Raw genomic sequence first — 18147 nt, forward strand, 5'->3', positions numbered from 1 at the left:
TTCGCGTTTCGCGCCTCGCGGCTTGCCCTTCGCGTCTTCGGGCCTTACGTCGAGCAGGCCACGTCCAGCAATTCGATGGGCCGTGTCGCGTCGAGATCCACGTACGCGGTGAAGTGTTCCTTGCGGTTCCCGCTCCAGTACGTGGTGATGGTCGCCCAGCCGACGCGGGCGGACTGGGCGGTGGTGACCTTGCCTACGGAGATGTCGCGCGGCGTGTTCTGCGCGCACAGCAGCAGGTCGTAGTCGGGCGTCTCGGCCGCCTTCTTCTTGAGCTCGGCGGAGACCTGGTGCTCGCGCTTCCAGGCGCTGGGGCCGTGCTTTCCGTAGAAGGAGACCAGGAAGCGGCGGATCTCCTCGGCGGTATAGCGGCCGTTCGGGTCGGTACGCAGATTCGCCTGGGACTGCTGCTGCACAGAAGCGCCCCGGGCTCCGGCGTCCGGAGCGGCGGAGGCGACGGGCGCGGCGGTCAGGGTGAGGGCGACAGCGGTCGCGATGGCGATGACCGTCGCGGCGGCGGATCTGGTGGCGGTGGCGGGACTGGTGGCGGCGGACCTGGTGGCAGTGCCGGTGGCGGTGGTGCGCGAAGCGTGACGGAGCATGAGATGTCCTCGACTTCCGACTTCTGTCCTATGTGCGCATTGCCGGTCTTCACCAACTGAGACAAGCGGACGCCACGGATGGTTGCGGGCCTCCGCACACACCACCCGGCTGGAGCAACGGGCCCGCCGAGCCCCCGCTCCGCTACGACACGATGTCCTTCTTCCCGAACCCCCGGAACGCCAGCGCGAACAGCACCAGCGCGTACGCCACGGAAACCGACGCCCCTTGGAGCATGCCCGTACCGTCGAGCTGCGGCTGCAACGCGTCGGCCCAAGCGAACTGCCAGTGCGCCGGCAGGAAGTCGCGCCACTGCTCCAGGGCGGTGACCTGGTCCAGCACATTGCCGACGATGGTCAGCCCGACCGCGCCGCCGACCGCGCCCAGCGGCGCGTCCGTCACCGTGGAGAGCCAGAAGGCGAGGGCCGCCGTGACCAGCTGGCTGATGAAGATGTACGCGACGGCGAGCGCGAGGCGGGGCAGCGCGTCGCCGGCGGCCAGCGCGCCTCCGGTGGGCAGTTGCAGCGGCCCCCAGCCGTACGCGGCGGTTCCGACGCCGAGGGCGACCAGCGGCAGCAGCACCATCGCCGCCGCGCTGAACAGCAGGGCCACGGTGAGTTTGCTCAGCAGCAGCCGGGTGCGCGGTACGGGCGCCGCGAGCAGGTAGCGCAGCGACGACCAGCTCGCCTCGGAGGCGACCGTGTCGCCGCAGAACAGCGCCACGGGGACGACCAGCAGGAAGCCCGCCGAGACGAACAGGACGGTCGCGGTGAAGTTGGCGCCGGAGGCGGTCGCGGTGTCCATCAGGGTGATCCGGTTGTTACGGCCGCCCGGATCACCGCCGATCGCGAAGGCCGCGACCAGGACGAACGGCAGCACCGCCAGGATCGCGCCGATGACCAGCGTGCGGCGTCGTCTGAGCTGCCGCATCGCCTCGACGCGCAGCGGCAGGGTCCGGCGCGGGCGGTAACCGGGAGCGTGCGACGCGCCGGGCACGGACGAGCCCGCGGGCCCGCCGGAGAGCGTGGAACCACCGGCGAGCGCGGGCGCGCCACCGGAGCGCGCGGGCTCACCGGCGCTCCCGAGGTCACCCCCGAGCGCGGACGCGCCGGGGCGTGCGGCTGCACCGGAGCGCGCGGCTCCACCGGAATGCGCGGCTCCACCGGAATGCGCGGGCTGCCCGTCGTTGCCGGGCTCGGTGACGGGGGTCACCGGTCACCTCCGATCATGGTGAGGAAGGCGTCTTCCAGGCGCCGGTGCGGGCCGATCCGGGCCACCGGGAGCTCCAGCCGGAGCAGTTCGGGCAGCAGGCGCGAGGTGCTCGTCGTGCCGTCGAGCGTGACGAGCAGTCCCTCGTCGGCCCGGACAGCCGCCGCGATCCCGGGCAGCGCGGCCACCTTCTCCAGCAGGACGTCGGACAGCGGTTCGCCGCCCTCCACGCCGACGAGCAGGGTGTCGCCGGTGCCGACGATGTCGGCGACGGGTCCTGTCCGGACCAGTTGGCCACGGTCCATGACGACCAGATGCGTGCAGGTCTGCTCGACCTCGGCCAGCAAGTGACTGGAGACGATCACGGTCCGGCCGCCGGCCGCATAGCGGATCATCACGTCCCGCATCTCGCGGATCTGCGGCGGGTCGAGCCCGTTGGTCGGTTCGTCCAGGATGAGCAGGTCCGGGAGACCCAGCATGGCCTGCGCGATGGCCAGGCGCTGCCGCATGCCCTGGGAGTACGTACGGACCGCGCGCTGCAACGCGTCGCCCAGCCCGGCGATCTCCAGCGCCTCGTCAAGGTGCGCGTCCTCGGCCGGGCGGCCGGTGGCCTGCCAGTACAGGTCCAGGTTGGCGCGCCCGGACAGGTGCGGCAGGAAACCGGCGCCCTCCACGAACGCGCCGACCCGCGACAGCACCGGCGCGCCGGGCCGGATCGCGTGCCCGAAGACGCGGATCTCACCGGCGTCCGGCCCGATCAGCCCCATGAGCATCCGCAGGGTGGTGGTCTTGCCCGCGCCGTTCGGTCCGAGCAGCCCGAGCACCTGGCCCTTCTCGACGCGGAAGGAGAGGTCCCGTACGGCGTAGCGGTCGGCGGACTTGGCGTACCGCTTGCTCAGACCGGTGATCTGCAGCGGTACGTCCGCCAGGTCCGGGTCGGGCGCGCCGGCCGCGGCCCGTCGCCGTCCGACGAGCAGGAGCAGTACGGCGACGACCGCGCCCGCGGCGGGCAGTGCCCAGGTCCACGCGGGCAGCGGAGCCGCCGCGCTCGTGACGGCGGGCGCGGTCGGCATGTTCAGCACGCCGCCGCCGTCACCGCCCCCTTCGCCATCGCCTTCGAGGGAGGCGGTGTACGTGGCGGGCTCGGCGGGCGAGGCGTACGCGAGGTCCGTCGAGGAGAGCACCAGGCGCAGCCGGTGCCCGGCCGCGAATTCGTGGTCGATGGCGGGCATCCGCAGTTCGACGCTCTTGCCGGCCTTGGCGCCCGTGATGCGGTACGGCTCGGCGAGCCCGGCGGGCAGCACCGGCCGGCTGCTGCCGTTCGGCCCGATGTCGTACACCTTGGCGAAGAGCACCGCGTCGTCGCTGGTGGAGCCGATGCGTACGCGGGCGGTCGGCGCGCCGGTGACGCGCAGCGGGTCGCGCAGCGGCTGCGACTCGAAACGGGCGTACTGGCCCGGGGAGTCGAGGGAGAGGCCGGCGCCGACACTGGAGAGACTGTTGAGGGCGCCGACGCCGGGCACGGTGGAAATGGACGGCGGGCTCGCCCCGGCCGGGTTGGCGAAGCGCTGTTCGCGGCCGGTCAGGCGGACCGGCCGCGGATCGTTGTCCAGGCCGGGGTAGTGGTCGCCGCTCGCGCCGCGCAGCCGGGCGGCGCCGTTGGTGGAGTCCACGGCCCCGCCACGGCTGACGCGGAAGGCGGGCCCGGTGTCCGTGTTTTTTTCGTCCCTCTCGTTCTTCAGGTAGCGGTCGAACCAAGCCTTCGTACGGTCGGCGAGACGGCCGGTCTCGCGGTCGCCGCCGTCGTGTCCGCCGGCGAGCCAGTCGACGGAGACGGGGGCGCCGTTCTTGCGGAGCGCCTTGTACGCCGCGTCGGCCTGGCCGAGCGGGAAGAGCGAATCGGTTCTGCCCTGCATGAGGAGCGTCGGAACCTTGATCCGGTCCGCGACGGCGGAAGGGCTGCGGGCCTCGAGGAGTTCACGTGCGGCGGCGTCCGGCTTGCCGGCGACGGCGATCCGCTCGTACATGTCGCACAACTGGCGCTCGAACCGGCCGCATCCGTCGGTGATGTCCCGGGGCGCGGCCTGTGCGGCGGACTTCCCTCTGCCACCGGCGCCCGATCCGTCACCGGTACCGCTGCCGGTTCCCGTACCGCTGCCGGTTCCCGTACCGCTGTCGGTACCGGAGCCCGTACCGGTACCAGAGCCCGTGCCCGTACCGCTACCGGCGTCGCCACCGGCTCCACCGCCGCTTCCGGCCCCCGAACCGCCCGTCGTCCCAGCCCCCTCAGCCGCCTCGATCCCCTCAGCCGCACCAACCGACCCCGTCGAGAAGAACATTCCGGCCCACAGCTTCTTGAACACGCCGTTGGGAAAGAGCGCGTCGGCCAGGTTCCAGTACGTGATCTGCGGAGCGATCGCGTCGACGCGCTTGTCGTAACCGGCCGCCAGCAGCGCGATCGCTCCCCCGTACGAGCCTCCGGCCACACCGACCCGCGGGTCGCCGGCGCCGTCGAGCCGTACCTCGGGGCGCTTCGCCAGCCAGTCGATCAGCCGCCGGACGTCGGCCACCTCCCGGTCCGGGGCGTTGAGCCCGATCTCCCCCGTCGACTTGCCGAAACCGCGCGCCGACCAGGTCAGCACGGCGTAGCCGTCCCGCGCGAGCTGCTCGGCCTGCCCGCGTACCGACTCCTTGCTGCCGCCGAAACCGTGCCCCAGGAGGACGGCGGGGCGGCGGCCGGAACCGCCCGCGGTGAAGAAGGAGGCGTCGACACGGACCTTCCCCGGACCGTCAGCGCCCTTGCCGGTACCCCCGCCGGCACCCTCGTCAGCACCGCCGGCGCTCTCGGGCATGGCGAACGTCCGGTCCTCCCGGTGCACGGCGGGCGGGTCGTCCGCGGCCACGGCCGCCCACGTGCCTGACCCGGCGAGTACGGCCAGCACGGCCGCCGTCGCGTACAGCCGTCGTCCGCGGAGTCGGAAAGTCATACGGTGAATCCTAAGGATGTCCTGCCACGGGCCACCGAGCCGCCGGGGCGAACCCGTACACCTCCTCCGGCAGTACGGCCACCGCCGGGCGTACCGCGTCCGTAGTACGCGCAACGCGCCCGTGCGCGCCCCGTGGCCCTCTGTACACCGCACCACCCCGCCGCTACAAAAGACGATGTGGGGCGGGCCGGGTCGGCCCAGGGGAGGCGGCAATGCGCAGGATCGCCATCGTCGGCGCTGGGCAGGCGGGGCTGCATCTCGCCCTGGCTCTCCTCGCCGCGGACTACGACGTCACACTGGTCACCGACCGTACGGCGCAGGAGGTGCGCGCCGGGCGGGTGATGTCCACGCAGCTCATGTTCGGCCCGGCGCGGCGGCTGGAGCGCGCCGTCGGGCTCAATCTCTGGGACGCGACCGCGCCCGGCGCGAGTTCGCTGCGCGTGACGGTGTGGGACCCGCCCGGAAAATCCGCGCTGACCTTCAGCGGGCAGTTCGACGAGCCGCCGCACTCCGTCGACCAGCGGGTCAAGACCGCCGGCTGGCTCGGTCTGTACGAGGCCAGGGGCGGCCGGGTCCGGTACGGCTCCGTGACCCCCGCCATGCTGCCCGCGCTCGCCGCCGAACACGATCTGACGATCGTCGCGTCCGGGCGCGGCGACCTCACCCGGATCTTCGCCCGCAACCCGCTGTACTGCCCCTTCGACCGGCCCCAGCGCACGCTGGCCTGCGTGTACGTGCACGGCGTCGCCTCGCCGCCCGGTGAACCTGAGCCGCAGACGCGGATCAACGCGGTGGCCGGAGCCGGTGAGGTCTTCGTGCTGCCCGCGCTCACCACGGGCGGGCCGTGCGGCATCGTGCTGTTCGAGGCGCTGCCGGGCGGGCCGTTCGACTGCTGGCACGACCAGCCGTCGCCGGACAGCTGTGTGTCGCGCGCGCTGGGACTGCTGCGTACGTATACGCCCGGGGAGTACGAGCTGTGCAAGGACGCCACGCCCACGGACGCGGGCGCGACGCTGTACGGCGCGGTGACCCCCGTGGTCCGGCATCCGGTCGCCGAGGTCGCGCCGGACACGTACGTCCTGGGCATGGCGGACGCGGTCGTGACCAACGACCCGATCACCGGCCAGGGCTCGAACACCGCCGCCCGCGGCGCGGCCGTCTATCTGGACACGATCCTGGAGCGCGGTGCGGCACCCTTCGACCCGGAGTGGATGCGGTCGGCCTTCGCCGCGTTCTGGCGGCACGCCCAGCAGGTCACGGAGTTCACGAATCTGATGCTGGAACCGCTGCCGCAGCATGTGCAGCGCCTGCTGGTGGCCGCCGCCGAACACCCCGCCGTGGCGCACCGTTTCGTCAACGGGTACGCCGACCCGGCGGACTACCACGACTGGCTGATGACGGCGGCTCTCGCCGATTCCTACCTGGCCACCGCCACCGCCGGCACCAGGGGGTGAGAGCCGGCAGCCGGCCGGCCCCGCCCCGCTCTCAGCTTCTGCCGCCCGTCTCCAGCGCCAGCGTGAAACGTTTCTTGTCCTTGCGGGTCGCGCCGAACCGGTCGTAGAAGCGGATCGCTCCCGCGTTCCAGTCGGGCGTGTTCCACTGCATCTCCGCGACGCCCAGCGCCTTGCCCTCGCCGATGACCGCCTCGACCAGCAGGGCGCCCAGCCCGAGTCCGCGGTGCTCGGCGCGCAGGTAGAGGCAGTCCAGGCTCAGGTATTCGCGGCCCTGCCAGGTGTCGAAGGCCGTCGAGCAGGTGGCGTACCCGGCGAGTTCGCCGCCGGAGAGTTCGGCGACCAGGCAGCGCAGCCACTGCGGCCGCGGCCCGAAGAGCGCGTCCGCTAGCCGTTCCTCCAGGTCGGCGGCGGGCGGCGCGGACCGTTCGTACGCGGCGTGTTCCGCGGCCAGCGCGACCACGTCCGCCAAATCCGTCCGGACCGCGTGGCGGATCACCGGGGCCCTCGTCATGGAGCACCTGCCGCGGCACGCTGCATGTCCACGGCTCCTGTGGGCTGTTGTTCGTCATTCATACGCAGCATCATGCGCCATCCGGCCGGAACGGTTCCCCGGTATTACGACGGGATTTCCGCGACGGCGGTGAAGGACGGGACGTCACGGGCCCGTCAGGCCTCCAGCGCCCCGGCCCGCCCACGCCGGCCGGGCCCGTGCATCCGTCCCACACGGGCCCGCGGATCTCCGCCACTGTCAGTGGTTGCTGGGGAAGCCCAGGTTGATGCCGCCGTCGGACGGGTCGGGCCAGCGGGTGGTGACGACCTTGCCGCGGGTGTAGAAGTGCACGCCGTCATTGCCGTAGATGTGGTGGTCGCCGAAGAGGGAGTCCTTCCAGCCGCCGAAGGAGTGGTAGCCGACCGGCACCGGGATCGGCACGTTCACGCCGACCATGCCGGCCTCCACCTCCAGCTGGAAGCGGCGGGCCGCGCCGCCGTCCCGGGTGAAGATGGCGGTGCCGTTGCCCCACGGCGAGGAGTTCATGAGCGAGATCGCCGCGTCGTAGGTGTCCACCCGGACGACGGAGAGCACGGGGCCGAAGATCTCGTCGCGGTACGCGTCCATCTCGGGCGTGACGTTGTCGAGCAGCGAGACGCCGATCCAGTGGCCGTTCTCGTGGCCGGCGACCGTGAAGTCCGTACCGTCGACGACGACGTCCGCGCCCTGGGCCGCGGCCCCGGCCACGTAGGAGGCGACCTTGTCGCGGTGCGCCTTGGTGATGAGCGGGCCCATCTCGGAGGCCGGGTCGTCGCCGGGGCCGATGGTCAGCGCGGCGGCCCGCTCCTTGATCTTCTCGATCAGCGGGTCGGCGGTGTCGCCGACGGCCACCACGACGGAGATCGCCATGCAGCGCTCGCCCGCCGAGCCGTACGCGGCGTTGATCGCGGAGTCCGCGGCGAGGTCCAGGTCGGCGTCCGGCAGGACCAGCATGTGGTTCTTGGCGCCGCCGAGGGCCTGGACGCGCTTGCCGTTGGCCGTGCCCGTGGCGTGGATGTACCGGGCGATGGGGGTGGAGCCGACGAAGGAGACGGCGGCGACGTCCGGGTGTTCCAGGATGCGGTCCACCGCGACCTTGTCGCCGTTGACGACGTTCAGCACTCCGTCCGGCAGGCCCGCCTCGGCCGCCAGCTCGGCCAGCTTGAGGGCCGCGGAGGGCACCTTCTCGCTGGGCTTGAGGACGAAGGTGTTCCCGCAGGCGACGGCCAGCGGGAACATCCACATCGGCACCATCGCCGGGAAGTTGAACGGCGTGATGCCGGCGACGACACCGAGGGACTGGCGGATCGCGGCCACGTCCACGCGGGTGGAGACCTGGGTGGACAGCTCGCCCTTCAGCTGCTGCGGAATGCCGCAGGCCAGTTCGACGATCTCCAGGCCGCGGGCGACCTCGCCCAGCGCGTCGCTGTGCACCTTGCCGTGCTCGGCGGTGATCAGCGCGGCCAGCTCCTCGCGGTGCGCGTCGATCAGCTCGCGGTAGGCGAACAGTACGGACGTGCGCTTGGCCAGCGAGCTGACGCCCCAGGAGCGGAACGCTTCCTTGGCGGCGGCGACGGCCGTGTCCACCTCGTCCACGGAGGCGAAGGCGACCTGCTTCTCCTGGGCGCCGGTCGCGGGGTTGTAGACCGGGCCGAACGAGCCGGACACGCCCTCGGCGGGCTTGCCGCCGATCCAGTGGTTGACGGTCTTCATGCGGGAGCCTTTCTGGGGTACGGCGGTGAGCGGATGCCGTGACGGGGGGGGACGGGCGGCGGGTCGGGGTGCGACGGTCCGATTCGGTTCGGTCGATTCGGTTCGATTCGGTTCGATTCGTTCCGGACTTATTCGGTTCGGCTCGGGGAGTACGGGCGGCTTCGGGTTCGCGGCGGGGGCGTGGTTCAGAGATGACGGCGGCGCGCGGTGGCGTGCCGGTCGTAGTCCTTACGGGCCTCGACCGCCGCCGGACGTGTCGCGATCTCGGCCACAGGGACATCCCACCAGGCTTGAGCCGCGGGCGCGCCCGGCACAGTGTCGGCCGTTGCGGTCTCGACATAGACACATGTGGGGCGCTCGTCGGCGCGGGCCGCGGCGAGCGCCGCGCGCAGGTCGCCGACGGTCGCGGCACGGATGACGTGCATCCCCAGGGACGCGGCGTTGGCGGCGAGGTCCACGGGCAGCGGGTCGCCCGTGTAGGAGCCGTCGGCGGCCCGGTAGCGGTAGGCGGTGCCGAAGCGCTCGCCGCCGGTCTGCTCGGACAGGCCGCCGATGGAGGCGTACCCGTGGTTCTGGACGAGCACGATGTTGATGTTGATGCCTTCCTGGACCGCGGTGACGATCTCGGTGGGCATCATCAGATACGTACCGTCGCCGACCAGCGCCCACACGGGCCGGTCGGGCGCCGCCAGCCGCACCCCGATGGCGGCGGGGATCTCGTAGCCCATGCAGGAGTAGCCGTATTCGAGGTGGTACTGGCGGCGGGAGCGGGCCCGCCACAGTTTGTGCAGGTCACCGGGGAGCGAACCGGCCGCGTTGATGACCACGTCCTGGTCGCCGACGGTGGCGTCCAGCGCGCCGAGCACCTGGGTCTGGGAGGGGCGTACGGAGGCGTCGGGCGCGGCGTAAGCGGCGTCGACGAGGGATTCCCAGCGGGCTTTGGCGGCGCCGTACTCCGCCTCGTACTCCGGTGTGACGCGGTGTCCGGACAGGGCCTCGGTCAGCGCTTCGAGGCCGGTACGGGCGTCGGCGACCAGCGAGGTCGCGGCGAGCTTGTGGGCGTCCCAGGAGGCGATGTTCAGGTTGACGAAGCGGACGCCGGGGGCGGCGAAGAGGGTGGCGGAGGCGGTGGTGAAGTCCGTGTAGCGGGTGCCGACACCGAGGACGAGATCGGCGCGGGCGGCCAGCGCGTCGGCCGTGGCGGTGCCGGTGTGGCCGATGCCGCCCACGTCGGCCGGGTGGTCGTGGCGCAGGGAACCCTTGCCGGCCTGGGTGGAGGCGACGGGGATGCCGGTGGTGTCGGCGAGGGCGCGCAGGGCGTCCTCGGCCTCGCTGTGGTGGACGCCGCCGCCCGCGACGATCAGCGGCCGCTCGGCGGCGCGTACCGCCCGTACGGCTTCGGCCAGCGCGGCGGCGTCGGGCGCGGGCCGGGGCACCCGCCACACCCGGTCGGCGAAGAACTCCTCGGGCCAGTCGTACGCCTCGGCCTGCACGTCCTGCGGCAGCGCGAGCGTGACGGCGCCGGTCTCCACGGGATCGGCGAGCACCCGCATCGCCTGGAGGGCGGCCGGAATCAGCGCCTCCGGGCGGGTCACGCGGTCGAAGTAGCGGGAGACCGGGCGCAGGGCGTCGTTGACGGACACATCGCCCGCGTACGGGACTTCGAGCTGCTGGAGCACGGGGTCGGCGGGGCGGGTGGCGAAGGTGTCGCCGGGCAGCAGCAATACCGGGAGGCGGTTGACCGTGGCGAGGGCCGCGCCGGTGACGAGGTTGGTGGCGCCGGGACCGATGGAGGTCGTGACGGCGTGTGCGGACAGACGGTCGCGCTGGCGTGCGTATCCGACCGCGGCGTGCACCATGGCCTGCTCGTTGCGGCCCTGGAGGTAGGGCATGGTGTCCGGGCCGGCCTCCAGGAGGGCCTGGCCGACGCCGGCCACATTGCCGTGCCCGAAGATGCCCCAGCAGGCGTTGATCAGGCGGTGTCTGGTGGGCGCCCCGGCCCGGCCGCCGGAGGCCGCGGGGGCGTCCCGCTCCGTGTACTGGTGGGCCAGAAAGGTGACCAGGGCCTGCGCCACCGTCAGGCGTCGAGTGGTCATCGTGGGTCTCCCTCGGGGTCGGCTTCCGGGGTGTCGTCCAAGTTCGGACGGGGGTCGGCTTCCGGTGCGTCGTACAGCGGCAGTCTGGGGTCGACGGGCTGGTCGGGCCAGGTGTCGCGGATCCAGCCGTGGTCCGGGTGGTCGCAGATCAGCCAGGCGCGCTCCTCCCCCGGGCCGGCCATGACGTTGAGGTAGTACATGGTGTGGCCGGGTGCGGCGATGGACGGGCCGTGCCAGCCGTCGGGGATCAGTACGGCGTCGCCGCTGCGGACCTCGGCGAGTACGTCCGTACCGCGTCCGCTGCCGGAAGGGGTGACGCGCTGATACCCGAGTCCTTCGGAGCCGTGAGCAGGGGCGATCTCGAAGTAGTAGATCTCCTCCAGCTCGCTCTCCTCCCCCGGCCGGCACTCGTCGTGCTTGTGGGGCGGGTACGACGACCAGTTGCCGCCGGGCGTGAGCACCTCCACGGCGATGAGCTGGTCGCACGCGAAGACACCGGCCGCGCCGAAATTGTTGACCTGGCGCGAGCAGTTGCCCGTACCGCGCAGTTCCACCGGCACGCCGCTCGCGGGGCCGTACCGCGCGGGCAGGCGGCGCGAGCAGCGGGCGCCGGTCAGCGCGAACCGGCCGCCTGAGGCGCTGCTGATCCGCGCCTCGGCGTCACGCGGTACGTAAGCGAAGTCGGTGACTCCGCTGAACACGTCCTCGCGCCCGGCCAGTTCGAAAGGCTCTTCGCCGCCGACCGTGACCGTACAGCCGCCGTTCAGCGGCAGCACGATCCACTCGCTGTCGCCGGCGGCAAACGTATGGCTCGCGCCGGGCGGCAGCCGGACGACGCGCAGGGACGCGTACCGCAGGGCCGTATCCTCGTCGGCCGTCCGGCCCGGGGCGATGTCCAGCTCGTACGGTCCGTGCTCGTCGGACCTGTCGCTGGCCCTGTCGCGGGCCCTGATGTGGAACTCGGTGTTGCGCAGCTCGGTCGTCATGACTGCAAGTCTCCTCCCTGCCACTGACAGTTACCGCGGTCGCCGCTGGAGCACGGTCACCGCTGAAGCGTGATCACCTCTGGAACAGGGAGACGGCGGTGTCCACGGCCGCCGCCACGTCCCCGTCCGCCGGATAGAGCAGCGAACGGCCCACCACCAGCCCCTGCACGGTCGGCAGACGCAGCGCCTTGCGCCACTTCTCGTACGCCGCTTCCTGGTCCGCGGCGCTGTCCTTGATGTCGCCGCCGAGCAGCACCGTCGGCAGCGTCGAGGCCTCGCAGACCTGCGCCATGCCGTCCGGATCGTCGGTGACCGGCAGCTTCAGCCATGTGTACGCGGAGGTGCCGCCGAGGCCGGAGGCGATGGCGACGGACTTCGTCACGGCCTCCGCGCTCAGGTCGTTACGGACGATGCCGTTCACCCGCCGGGAGAGAAACGGTTCGACGAAGACGGGCAACTCCCGTTCGGCCATGGCGTCTATGGCGCGGGCCGAGGACTCCAGAGTGGTCAGCGAGCCGGGGTCGTCGTAGTCGATACGCAGCAGCAGTTTTCCGGCGTCGAAACGGAGCCGGGCGATGTCCTGCGGACGGTGGCCGGTGAACCGGTCGTCCAGCTCGAAGGAGGCCCCGGTGATGCCGCCGCGATTCATGGAGCCCATCACGACCTTGTCTTCGAGGGCGCCGAGCAGGAGCAGATCCTCCAGGATGTCGGCGGTGGCGAGCACGCCGTCCACGCCGGGGCGGGAGAGCGCCAGGCACAGGCGCTCCAGGAGGTCGAGGCGGTTGGCCATGGCCAGCTTGCGGTCACCGACGGCGAGCGCGCCCCGCGCCGGGTGGTCGGCCGCGATGATCATCAACCGGCCGCTGTCGCCGATCAGCGGGCGGCGGGTGCGGCGCGCGGCGGCCTGGGCGACGGCCTGCGGGTTCCGGGCCCGCAGTGTCACGATGTCGGAGATCCGAGTGGTCAAGGCGGTTCTCACCTTCTGGTGGGACGAGTTCGTACGAGGGCCACCGGGCGGGGCCCGGTCGGGGACTCGGCCGGGCGGAGGGCGGTGCCACCGGGGCGGGGCCGGCGGCACGGGGGGGGCGGAGTGCGGTGCCACTGGGGCGGAGCCTGGCGTCACCGGGGGGCGGGGCGACCCGGCCGCGCGCACGCCGGCCGGACGTACGGCGATCGGCCGGGACGCTCAGCGAGCCGCGAGGAACTCCTCGACCTCGGCGCACGTCGGCATGGCGGACGAACAGGCCAGCCGGGACGCGACGATCGCGCCGGCGGCGTTGGCGTACCGCATCATCGGCTCCAGCTCCCACCCGGACAGCAGCCCGTGACACAGCGCTCCCCCGAAGGAGTCACCGGCTCCCAGGCCGTTGACGACTTCGACGGGAGTCGGCGGCACCTCGGCGGTACGGCCGTCGCGGTGCACGGCCAGCACGCCCTTGGGCCCCTGTTTGACGACGGCCAGTTCGACGCCCATGTCCAGCAACGCCTGCGCGCAGCGCTTCGGTTCGCGGACACCGGTGGCGACCTCCGCCTCGTCGACGTTGCCGACCGCGACCGTCGCGTGGGCGAGCGCGGCCTCGTAGTACGGGCGCGCCCGGTCCATCGCCGCCGTGCCGGTGACGCCGCCGGCACCGGACGCGCCGCCTTCACCGCCCCAGAACATCGGTCGCCAGTCCAGGTCGAAGACGGTGATTCCCGCCTTGGCGCGCGCTTCCAGTGCGGCGAGGGTGGCCGTACGGCTCGGCTCCTCGCACAGGCCGGTGCCGGTCATCCAGAAGATGCGGGCGGCCCGTACGGCGTCGCGGTCCAGCTCTTCGGGGTGGATGACCAGGTCGGGCGCCTTGGGGCGGCGGTAGAAGTAGAGCGGGAAGTCGTCCGGCGGGAAGATCTCGCAGAAGGTGACGGGAGTCGGGTACTCCGCCACGGACGTCACCCAGCGGTCGTCCACACCGAAGTCGCGGAGCGCCTGGTGGACGTACGCGCCGAAGGGGTCCGTGCCGGTACGGCTGATGACCGCCGTACGCCGCCCCAGCCGGGCGGCGGCGACCGCCACGTTGGTGGCCGAACCGCCGAGAAACTTCCCGAACGTCTCGACCCGGGAAAGCGGAACGCCCGTCTGCAACGGGTAGATGTCCACTCCGGTGCGGCCCATGGCGATCAGATCGTACGGGCCGTTCTCTGCGGTCTGCCGCGGCTCGGTCATGTGCGCCCCTCCGGTTCGTCGCTGGGCACAGGTCTAACCGGGCACCCGAGAGCCTGTCAATACTTTGTCCTTACATTCTGACGTCGGGACCGGAGTGCAGCGGCCGGCGCCACCACGGGGTACCGACCCGTACAAAGTCCTTAAGTCCTTATGTCATGACGAAGTCTTGACACTCCCCGGACCGGGATGGAGGCTGTGCCCCACAACCCAGCCCCCGCGCCTCCCGGTCACCGCCGACCGGCGAGAGGAGAGCCGCAGCATGTCCGTTCCCCATGCCGTCCCGCGCGTTCTGGACCGACTGCGCATCGGATCGGCCCCCGACTCGTGGGGCGTCTGGTTCCCCGACGACGAGCAGCAGGTCCCGTGGCAGCGCTTCCTGGACGAGGTCGCCGAGGCCCGGTACGAATGGATCGAACTCGGCCCGTACGGCTATCTGCCCACCGACCCCGCCGTCCTCCACGCGGAGCTCGCCCGGCGCGACCTGAAGGTCTCCGCGGGCACGATCTTCACTTCGCTGCACCACGGCCCGGGCGTGTGGGACAAGACCTGGGCACACGTCAGCGAAGTCGCCACCCTCACCCAGGCGATGGACGCCAGGCACCTGGTGGTCATCCCGTCCTTCTGGCGCGACGACAAGACCGCGGAAGAACTGGAGCCGCGCGAACTGACCACCGAGCAGTGGCACCACTTGAACAGCGGCATGGAACGGCTGGGCAGGCGGGTACGGGAGGAATTCGGCCTGGACATCGTCGTGCATCCGCACGCCGACACGCACATCGACACCGAGGAACACGTCGAACGCTTCCTCGACGGGACCGACTCCTCCCTGGTCAGCCTGTGCCTGGACACCGGGCACTACGCGTACTGCGGCGGCGACAGCGTCAAGCTCATCAAGACCTACGGCGAGCGGATCGGCTACCTCCATCTCAAGCAGGTCGACCCGGAGATCCTCGCGGACGTCGTCGCGAAGGGCACGCCCTTCGGGCCCGCGGTCCGGCAGGGCGTGATGTGCGAACCGCCGCTGGGGGTCCCGGCACTGCCGCCCGTCCTGGACGCCGCCCAGGACCTGGACATCGACCTCTTCGCCATCGTCGAACAGGACATGTACCCCTGTCCCGCCGACCAGCCCCTGCCCATCGCGCGGCGCACCCGCAACTTCCTGCGCTCCTGCGGCGCCTGAGTCCCGTCCGTACGGAGCGAGGAGTACCACGAGATGAGCCAGCAGCACGGAACGCTCGGCGTGGCCGTCATCGGCACCGGCCGCATGGGCGCCGACCACGTACGCCGGATCAGCGACGTCATCAGCGGAGCGCGGGTGGCGGCGGTCGTCGACATCGACGCGGACCGGGTGAAGCGCGTCGCCGACGCCGTCGAGGGGTGCACGCCCTACACCGAACCGGCGGCCGCCATGGCGGACCCGGACGTCGACGCCGTACTGATCGCCTCGCCGGGCGCGTCCCACGAGGACGCGCTGCTCGACGCGTTCGCGCGCGACCTGCCGGTGCTGTGCGAGAAGCCGCTCACCCCGGACCCGGCCTCCGCGCTGCGCGTCCTGGAGGCCGAGCAGCGACTGGGCCATCGGCGGGTGCAGGTCGGATTCATGCGCCGGTACGACGCCGACTACCTCAAACTCAAGTCGCTGCTCGACCAGGGCGCGTACGGCCGGCCCCTGATGCTCCACAACAAACACCGCAACGCCGGCACGCCCCCCGGCTTCACCAACGCCATGATGATCCACGACTCGGCCGTCCACGAGATCGACGTGACGCGCTGGCTGCTGGACGAGGAGATCACCGCCGTACGCGTCCTGCGCCCGACGCCCCTCGGCACCGCGCCCGACGGCCTCAGCGACCCGCAGCTCATCCTCTTCGAGACCGCCGCCGGGCAGCTCGTCGACACCGAACTCTTCGTCAACTGCGGCTTCGGCTACCAGGTCAGCTGCGAGGCGGTCTGCGAAGGCGGCACCGCGCGGATCGGCGACGACCACGGCGTGTTCGTCAACGCGGCCGGCAAATGGGGCGGCTCGATCACTCCTGGCTTCGTGGAACGTTTCGAGGAGGCGTACGACCGGCAGGTGCAGCGCTGGGTGAACGCCACGCGGCGCGGCGAGGTCGAGGGCCCGAGCTGCTGGGACGGCTACGCGGCGGCCGCGGTGTGCGCGGCGGGCGTACGCGCCCAGGCCACCGGCGAACGCGTCGAGGTCGAGCTGGGCGAGCGGCCTGCGCTGTATCGCTGAGCCACGGTCGGTTTACGGCCCGTCCGTGTCGCCGTTCTGGCCGTAGCGGCGCGCCGCTGCTTCATGTTGCGGTTGGCGCGCTGCTTTTCATCTTGGACGCGCGCTCCTCTCGTCGCGGTTCGCGCGCTTCCTCTCGCCGCGGTCGGCGCGGCGCTTCGCGTTGCGGTCCGTGCGCCACCCCACGCCACAGCGCGCGTTCCGGCCTGCCCGGAATGGTGACGCGAACCGCGTCACCGGCCGAAAGGCCTGCGCCAAGAAGAACTGGAGCCGCTGCCCATGTCCGCACTTGGCAGGCCTTCCTCCCCCTCCACACCTCCCACACCGTCCACACCATCCAGCACTTCTACAACATCCACACCATCGGCACCGTCCATGTCTTCCAAACTCAACACATCATCTGAACCTCACACCACCTCCACCTCGTCCGCTCCTCCCGTCTCCCCCACCCCTCGCAACGCCAAGCGCTTCATCATCGGTATCGCTGCCATCGCCGCTCTCGGCGGCGCCCTGTTCGGTTACGACACCGGCGTCATCTCCGGCGCGCTCCCCTTCATGGAGGCGCACTTCGGCCTCACCTCACTCGGTGAAGGCATCATCACCAGCGCCCTGCTGATCGGTGCGGCATTCGGGTCGCTGACCGGCGGGCGCATGTCGGACAAGCTGGGGCGGCGCGCCGCGCTGCTGTGGGCGGGCGCGGTGTTCATCGGCGGTGCCGTGGCCGTGGCGCTCGCCCCCACCGTCGTCTTCATGGTCGCGGCGCGCTTCGTGCTCGGTCTCGCGGTGGGCAGCGCCTCGGTGATCACACCGCTGTACCTCTCGGAGATCGCACCACCGCACATCCGGGGCCGGCTGGTCTCCTTCAACTCCCTCATGATCGTCAGTGGGCAGCTGCTGGCCTACCTGATCAACGCGGTCCTCGCCCGGTGGGAAGCGTGGCGCTGGATGCTGGGCCTGGCGACGCTACCGGCCATCGCCCTGTTCGTCGGGCTCTTCTTCCTGCCGGACACGCCACGCTGGTACATCAGCAAGGGACGTACGGAACAGGCCGCGAAAGTTCTGCGGCGCACCCTGCCCGCCGAGGAGGCCGAGGGGGAGCTGGACCGCATCGGCCAGGCCCGCGCGATGGAGGCCGACGCGCGGCGCGGCGTCCGGCAGGAACTGCGTACGCCCTGGGTACGGCGCATCCTGCTCATCGGCGTCGGGCTGGCGGTCGTCCAGCAGATCACCGGCGTCAACGCGGTCATCTACTTCGCGCCGAAGATCCTGGAGTCCACCGGCCTGGGCACCAACGCCGCGATCACGGCCACCATCGCGGTCGGCGCCATCTCCGTCGTCGCCACCGCGATCGGCATGTCGCTGATCGACAAGGTCGGACGACGACCGATGCTGCTCACGGGCCTTTCCGGAATGACCGTCTCACTGGCCCTACTGGGGGCCTCCTTCCACCTCCCGAGGTCCACCGGAGTCAGCTACCTCGTCCTCGCCCTCATGGTCCTCTACATGGGCTTCATGCAGGCGACCTTGAACACCGGAGTCTGGCTGCTGCTCGCCGAGATGTTCCCGCTGACGGTGCGCGGGCTGGCCATGGGCGCGACCGTGTTCGTGATGTGGCTGGCCAATTTCACGGTGGCGCTGGCGTTCCCGGTACTTCTCGACGCGGCGGGCGCGAGCATCACCTTCTGGCTCTTCGGCCTGATGTGCGTGATGTCCCTGCTCTTCTGCAAGCGGTACGCCCCGGAGACCAAGGGGATGGCCCTGGAGGACCTGGAGCACGAACTGCGCAGAGCGGGCAGCGGGGACGATGGTGGGGAGGCGCGGACGTGAAGCCGTGAGGACGTGAAGCCGTAAAGAGGTGCAGAGGTGGGCTGCGGTACGGAGGGACGAGGGCCGAACAGCGCCCCACCGTCTCTCCCCATCCGCACCCCTCCCCCTCTAGCTGCCCTTCTCCATCTCCCCCTTCTCCATCCCGTGACAGCGATGCCCCGTTCGTCACAGCTGTCACCATTACGCGGGTCTTCCGTCACAGCCGATCAACAGGCCCTCGCCCCTGCTCACCTGCTGTCGTTCACCGGGCACAGGCTGAGTGATCACCAAACCGCGTGCGGTTCTTCCGTCGGCTCCCCGGGCCGTCACCGCG

General features: G+C 71.5%; 13 protein-coding genes. 4 read left to right on the top strand and 9 right to left on the bottom strand.

Features of this window, described 5'->3' with window-relative positions; translation table 11 throughout:
- Positions 1–44 precede the first annotated feature (44 nt).
- The 3 genes from JXZ78_RS40650 to JXZ78_RS05380 form a co-directional block, all read right to left on the bottom strand.
- Positions 45–599 (bottom strand): hypothetical protein, encoded by a 555-nt coding sequence (locus JXZ78_RS40650; protein ID WP_308280981.1) that lies wholly within the window; start codon positions 597–599, stop codon positions 45–47.
- Between the two features lie 142 nt (positions 600–741).
- Complete coding sequence (locus tag JXZ78_RS05375; protein WP_238782709.1) at positions 742–1527, bottom strand: ABC transporter permease; 786 nt, start codon at positions 1525–1527, stop codon at positions 742–744.
- 278 nt (positions 1528–1805) lie between these two features.
- Complete coding sequence (locus JXZ78_RS05380; RefSeq protein WP_030018945.1) at positions 1806–4793, bottom strand: alpha/beta fold hydrolase; 2988 nt, start codon at positions 4791–4793, stop codon at positions 1806–1808.
- Between the two features lie 212 nt (positions 4794–5005).
- On the opposite strand from JXZ78_RS05380, the gene JXZ78_RS05385 reads away from it, so the two are divergent.
- Positions 5006–6247: a styrene monooxygenase/indole monooxygenase family protein gene (locus tag JXZ78_RS05385; protein ID WP_030018944.1), complete on the top strand. Its 1242-nt coding sequence runs from the start codon at positions 5006–5008 to the stop codon at positions 6245–6247.
- Positions 6248–6278: 31 nt separating this feature from the next.
- Here the strand turns inward: JXZ78_RS05385 and JXZ78_RS05390 are convergent, their stop codons facing one another.
- From JXZ78_RS05390 to iolC, 6 genes are all read right to left on the bottom strand, one after another.
- Positions 6279–6758, bottom strand: coding sequence for a GNAT family N-acetyltransferase (locus tag JXZ78_RS05390; RefSeq protein WP_030018943.1), 480 nt, complete (start codon positions 6756–6758; stop codon positions 6279–6281).
- A 237-nt stretch (positions 6759–6995) separates the two neighbouring features.
- Entirely contained in the window at positions 6996–8489 is a 1494-nt protein-coding gene (locus JXZ78_RS05395) for a CoA-acylating methylmalonate-semialdehyde dehydrogenase (protein ID WP_030018942.1), read from the bottom strand.
- A 185-nt stretch (positions 8490–8674) separates the two neighbouring features.
- Positions 8675–10585: a 3D-(3,5/4)-trihydroxycyclohexane-1,2-dione acylhydrolase (decyclizing) gene (iolD, locus tag JXZ78_RS05400; protein WP_030018941.1), complete on the bottom strand. Its 1911-nt coding sequence runs from the start codon at positions 10583–10585 to the stop codon at positions 8675–8677.
- On the bottom strand, positions 10582–11571 hold the full coding sequence (iolB, locus tag JXZ78_RS05405) for a 5-deoxy-glucuronate isomerase (RefSeq protein ID WP_030018940.1): 990 nt from the start codon (positions 11569–11571) through the stop codon (positions 10582–10584). Before iolB ends, iolD begins: the two co-directional genes overlap by 4 nt.
- A 73-nt stretch (positions 11572–11644) precedes the next feature.
- Positions 11645–12538, bottom strand: a complete 894-nt coding sequence (locus JXZ78_RS05410; protein WP_030018939.1) for a Cgl0159 family (beta/alpha)8-fold protein — start codon at positions 12536–12538, stop codon at positions 11645–11647.
- A 219-nt stretch (positions 12539–12757) separates the two neighbouring features.
- Positions 12758–13774, bottom strand: a complete 1017-nt coding sequence (iolC, locus tag JXZ78_RS05415; RefSeq protein WP_030018938.1) for a 5-dehydro-2-deoxygluconokinase — start codon at positions 13772–13774, stop codon at positions 12758–12760.
- A 259-nt stretch (positions 13775–14033) separates the two neighbouring features.
- Between iolC and JXZ78_RS05420 the strand changes: the two genes are divergently transcribed.
- From JXZ78_RS05420 to JXZ78_RS05430, 3 genes are all read left to right on the top strand, one after another.
- The gene (locus JXZ78_RS05420; RefSeq protein ID WP_030018937.1) at positions 14034–14954 is read left to right on the top strand and encodes a sugar phosphate isomerase/epimerase family protein; all 921 of its coding nucleotides are present in this window, start codon (positions 14034–14036) and stop codon (positions 14952–14954) included.
- 33 nt (positions 14955–14987) lie between these two features.
- Positions 14988–16010, top strand: coding sequence for a Gfo/Idh/MocA family protein (locus JXZ78_RS05425; RefSeq protein ID WP_030018936.1), 1023 nt, complete (start codon positions 14988–14990; stop codon positions 16008–16010).
- Positions 16011–16382: 372 nt separating this feature from the next.
- Entirely contained in the window at positions 16383–17834 is a 1452-nt protein-coding gene (locus JXZ78_RS05430) for a sugar porter family MFS transporter (RefSeq protein WP_078624080.1), read from the top strand.
- Positions 17835–18147 lie beyond the last annotated feature (313 nt).

The sequence above is a fragment of the Streptomyces monomycini genome, assembly GCF_022271435.1.
In the GTDB taxonomy this organism is placed as follows: Bacteria; Actinomycetota; Actinomycetes; order Streptomycetales; family Streptomycetaceae; genus Streptomyces; species Streptomyces monomycini.

Excerpts from the sequence above, each read along its gene's own strand:
- iolC (WP_030018938.1), bottom strand. The coding sequence starts at position 13,774 with ATGACCGAGCCGCGGCAGACCGCAGAGAACGGCCCGTACGATCTGATC.
- JXZ78_RS05380 (WP_030018945.1), bottom strand. The coding sequence starts at position 4,793 with ATGACTTTCCGACTCCGCGGACGACGGCTGTACGCGACGGCGGCCGTG.
- iolD (WP_030018941.1), bottom strand. The coding sequence starts at position 10,585 with ATGACCACTCGACGCCTGACGGTGGCGCAGGCCCTGGTCACCTTTCTG.
- JXZ78_RS05425 (WP_030018936.1), top strand. The coding sequence starts at position 14,988 with ATGAGCCAGCAGCACGGAACGCTCGGCGTGGCCGTCATCGGCACCGGC.
- JXZ78_RS05395 (WP_030018942.1), bottom strand. The coding sequence starts at position 8,489 with ATGAAGACCGTCAACCACTGGATCGGCGGCAAGCCCGCCGAGGGCGTG.
- JXZ78_RS05390 (WP_030018943.1), bottom strand. The coding sequence starts at position 6,758 with ATGACGAGGGCCCCGGTGATCCGCCACGCGGTCCGGACGGATTTGGCG.
- JXZ78_RS05375 (WP_238782709.1), bottom strand. The coding sequence starts at position 1,527 with ATGCGGCAGCTCAGACGACGCCGCACGCTGGTCATCGGCGCGATCCTG.
- iolB (WP_030018940.1), bottom strand. The coding sequence starts at position 11,571 with ATGACGACCGAGCTGCGCAACACCGAGTTCCACATCAGGGCCCGCGAC.
- JXZ78_RS05420 (WP_030018937.1), top strand. The coding sequence starts at position 14,034 with ATGTCCGTTCCCCATGCCGTCCCGCGCGTTCTGGACCGACTGCGCATC.
- JXZ78_RS05430 (WP_078624080.1), top strand. The coding sequence starts at position 16,383 with ATGTCTTCCAAACTCAACACATCATCTGAACCTCACACCACCTCCACC.
- JXZ78_RS40650 (WP_308280981.1), bottom strand. The coding sequence starts at position 599 with ATGCTCCGTCACGCTTCGCGCACCACCGCCACCGGCACTGCCACCAGG.
- JXZ78_RS05385 (WP_030018944.1), top strand. The coding sequence starts at position 5,006 with ATGCGCAGGATCGCCATCGTCGGCGCTGGGCAGGCGGGGCTGCATCTC.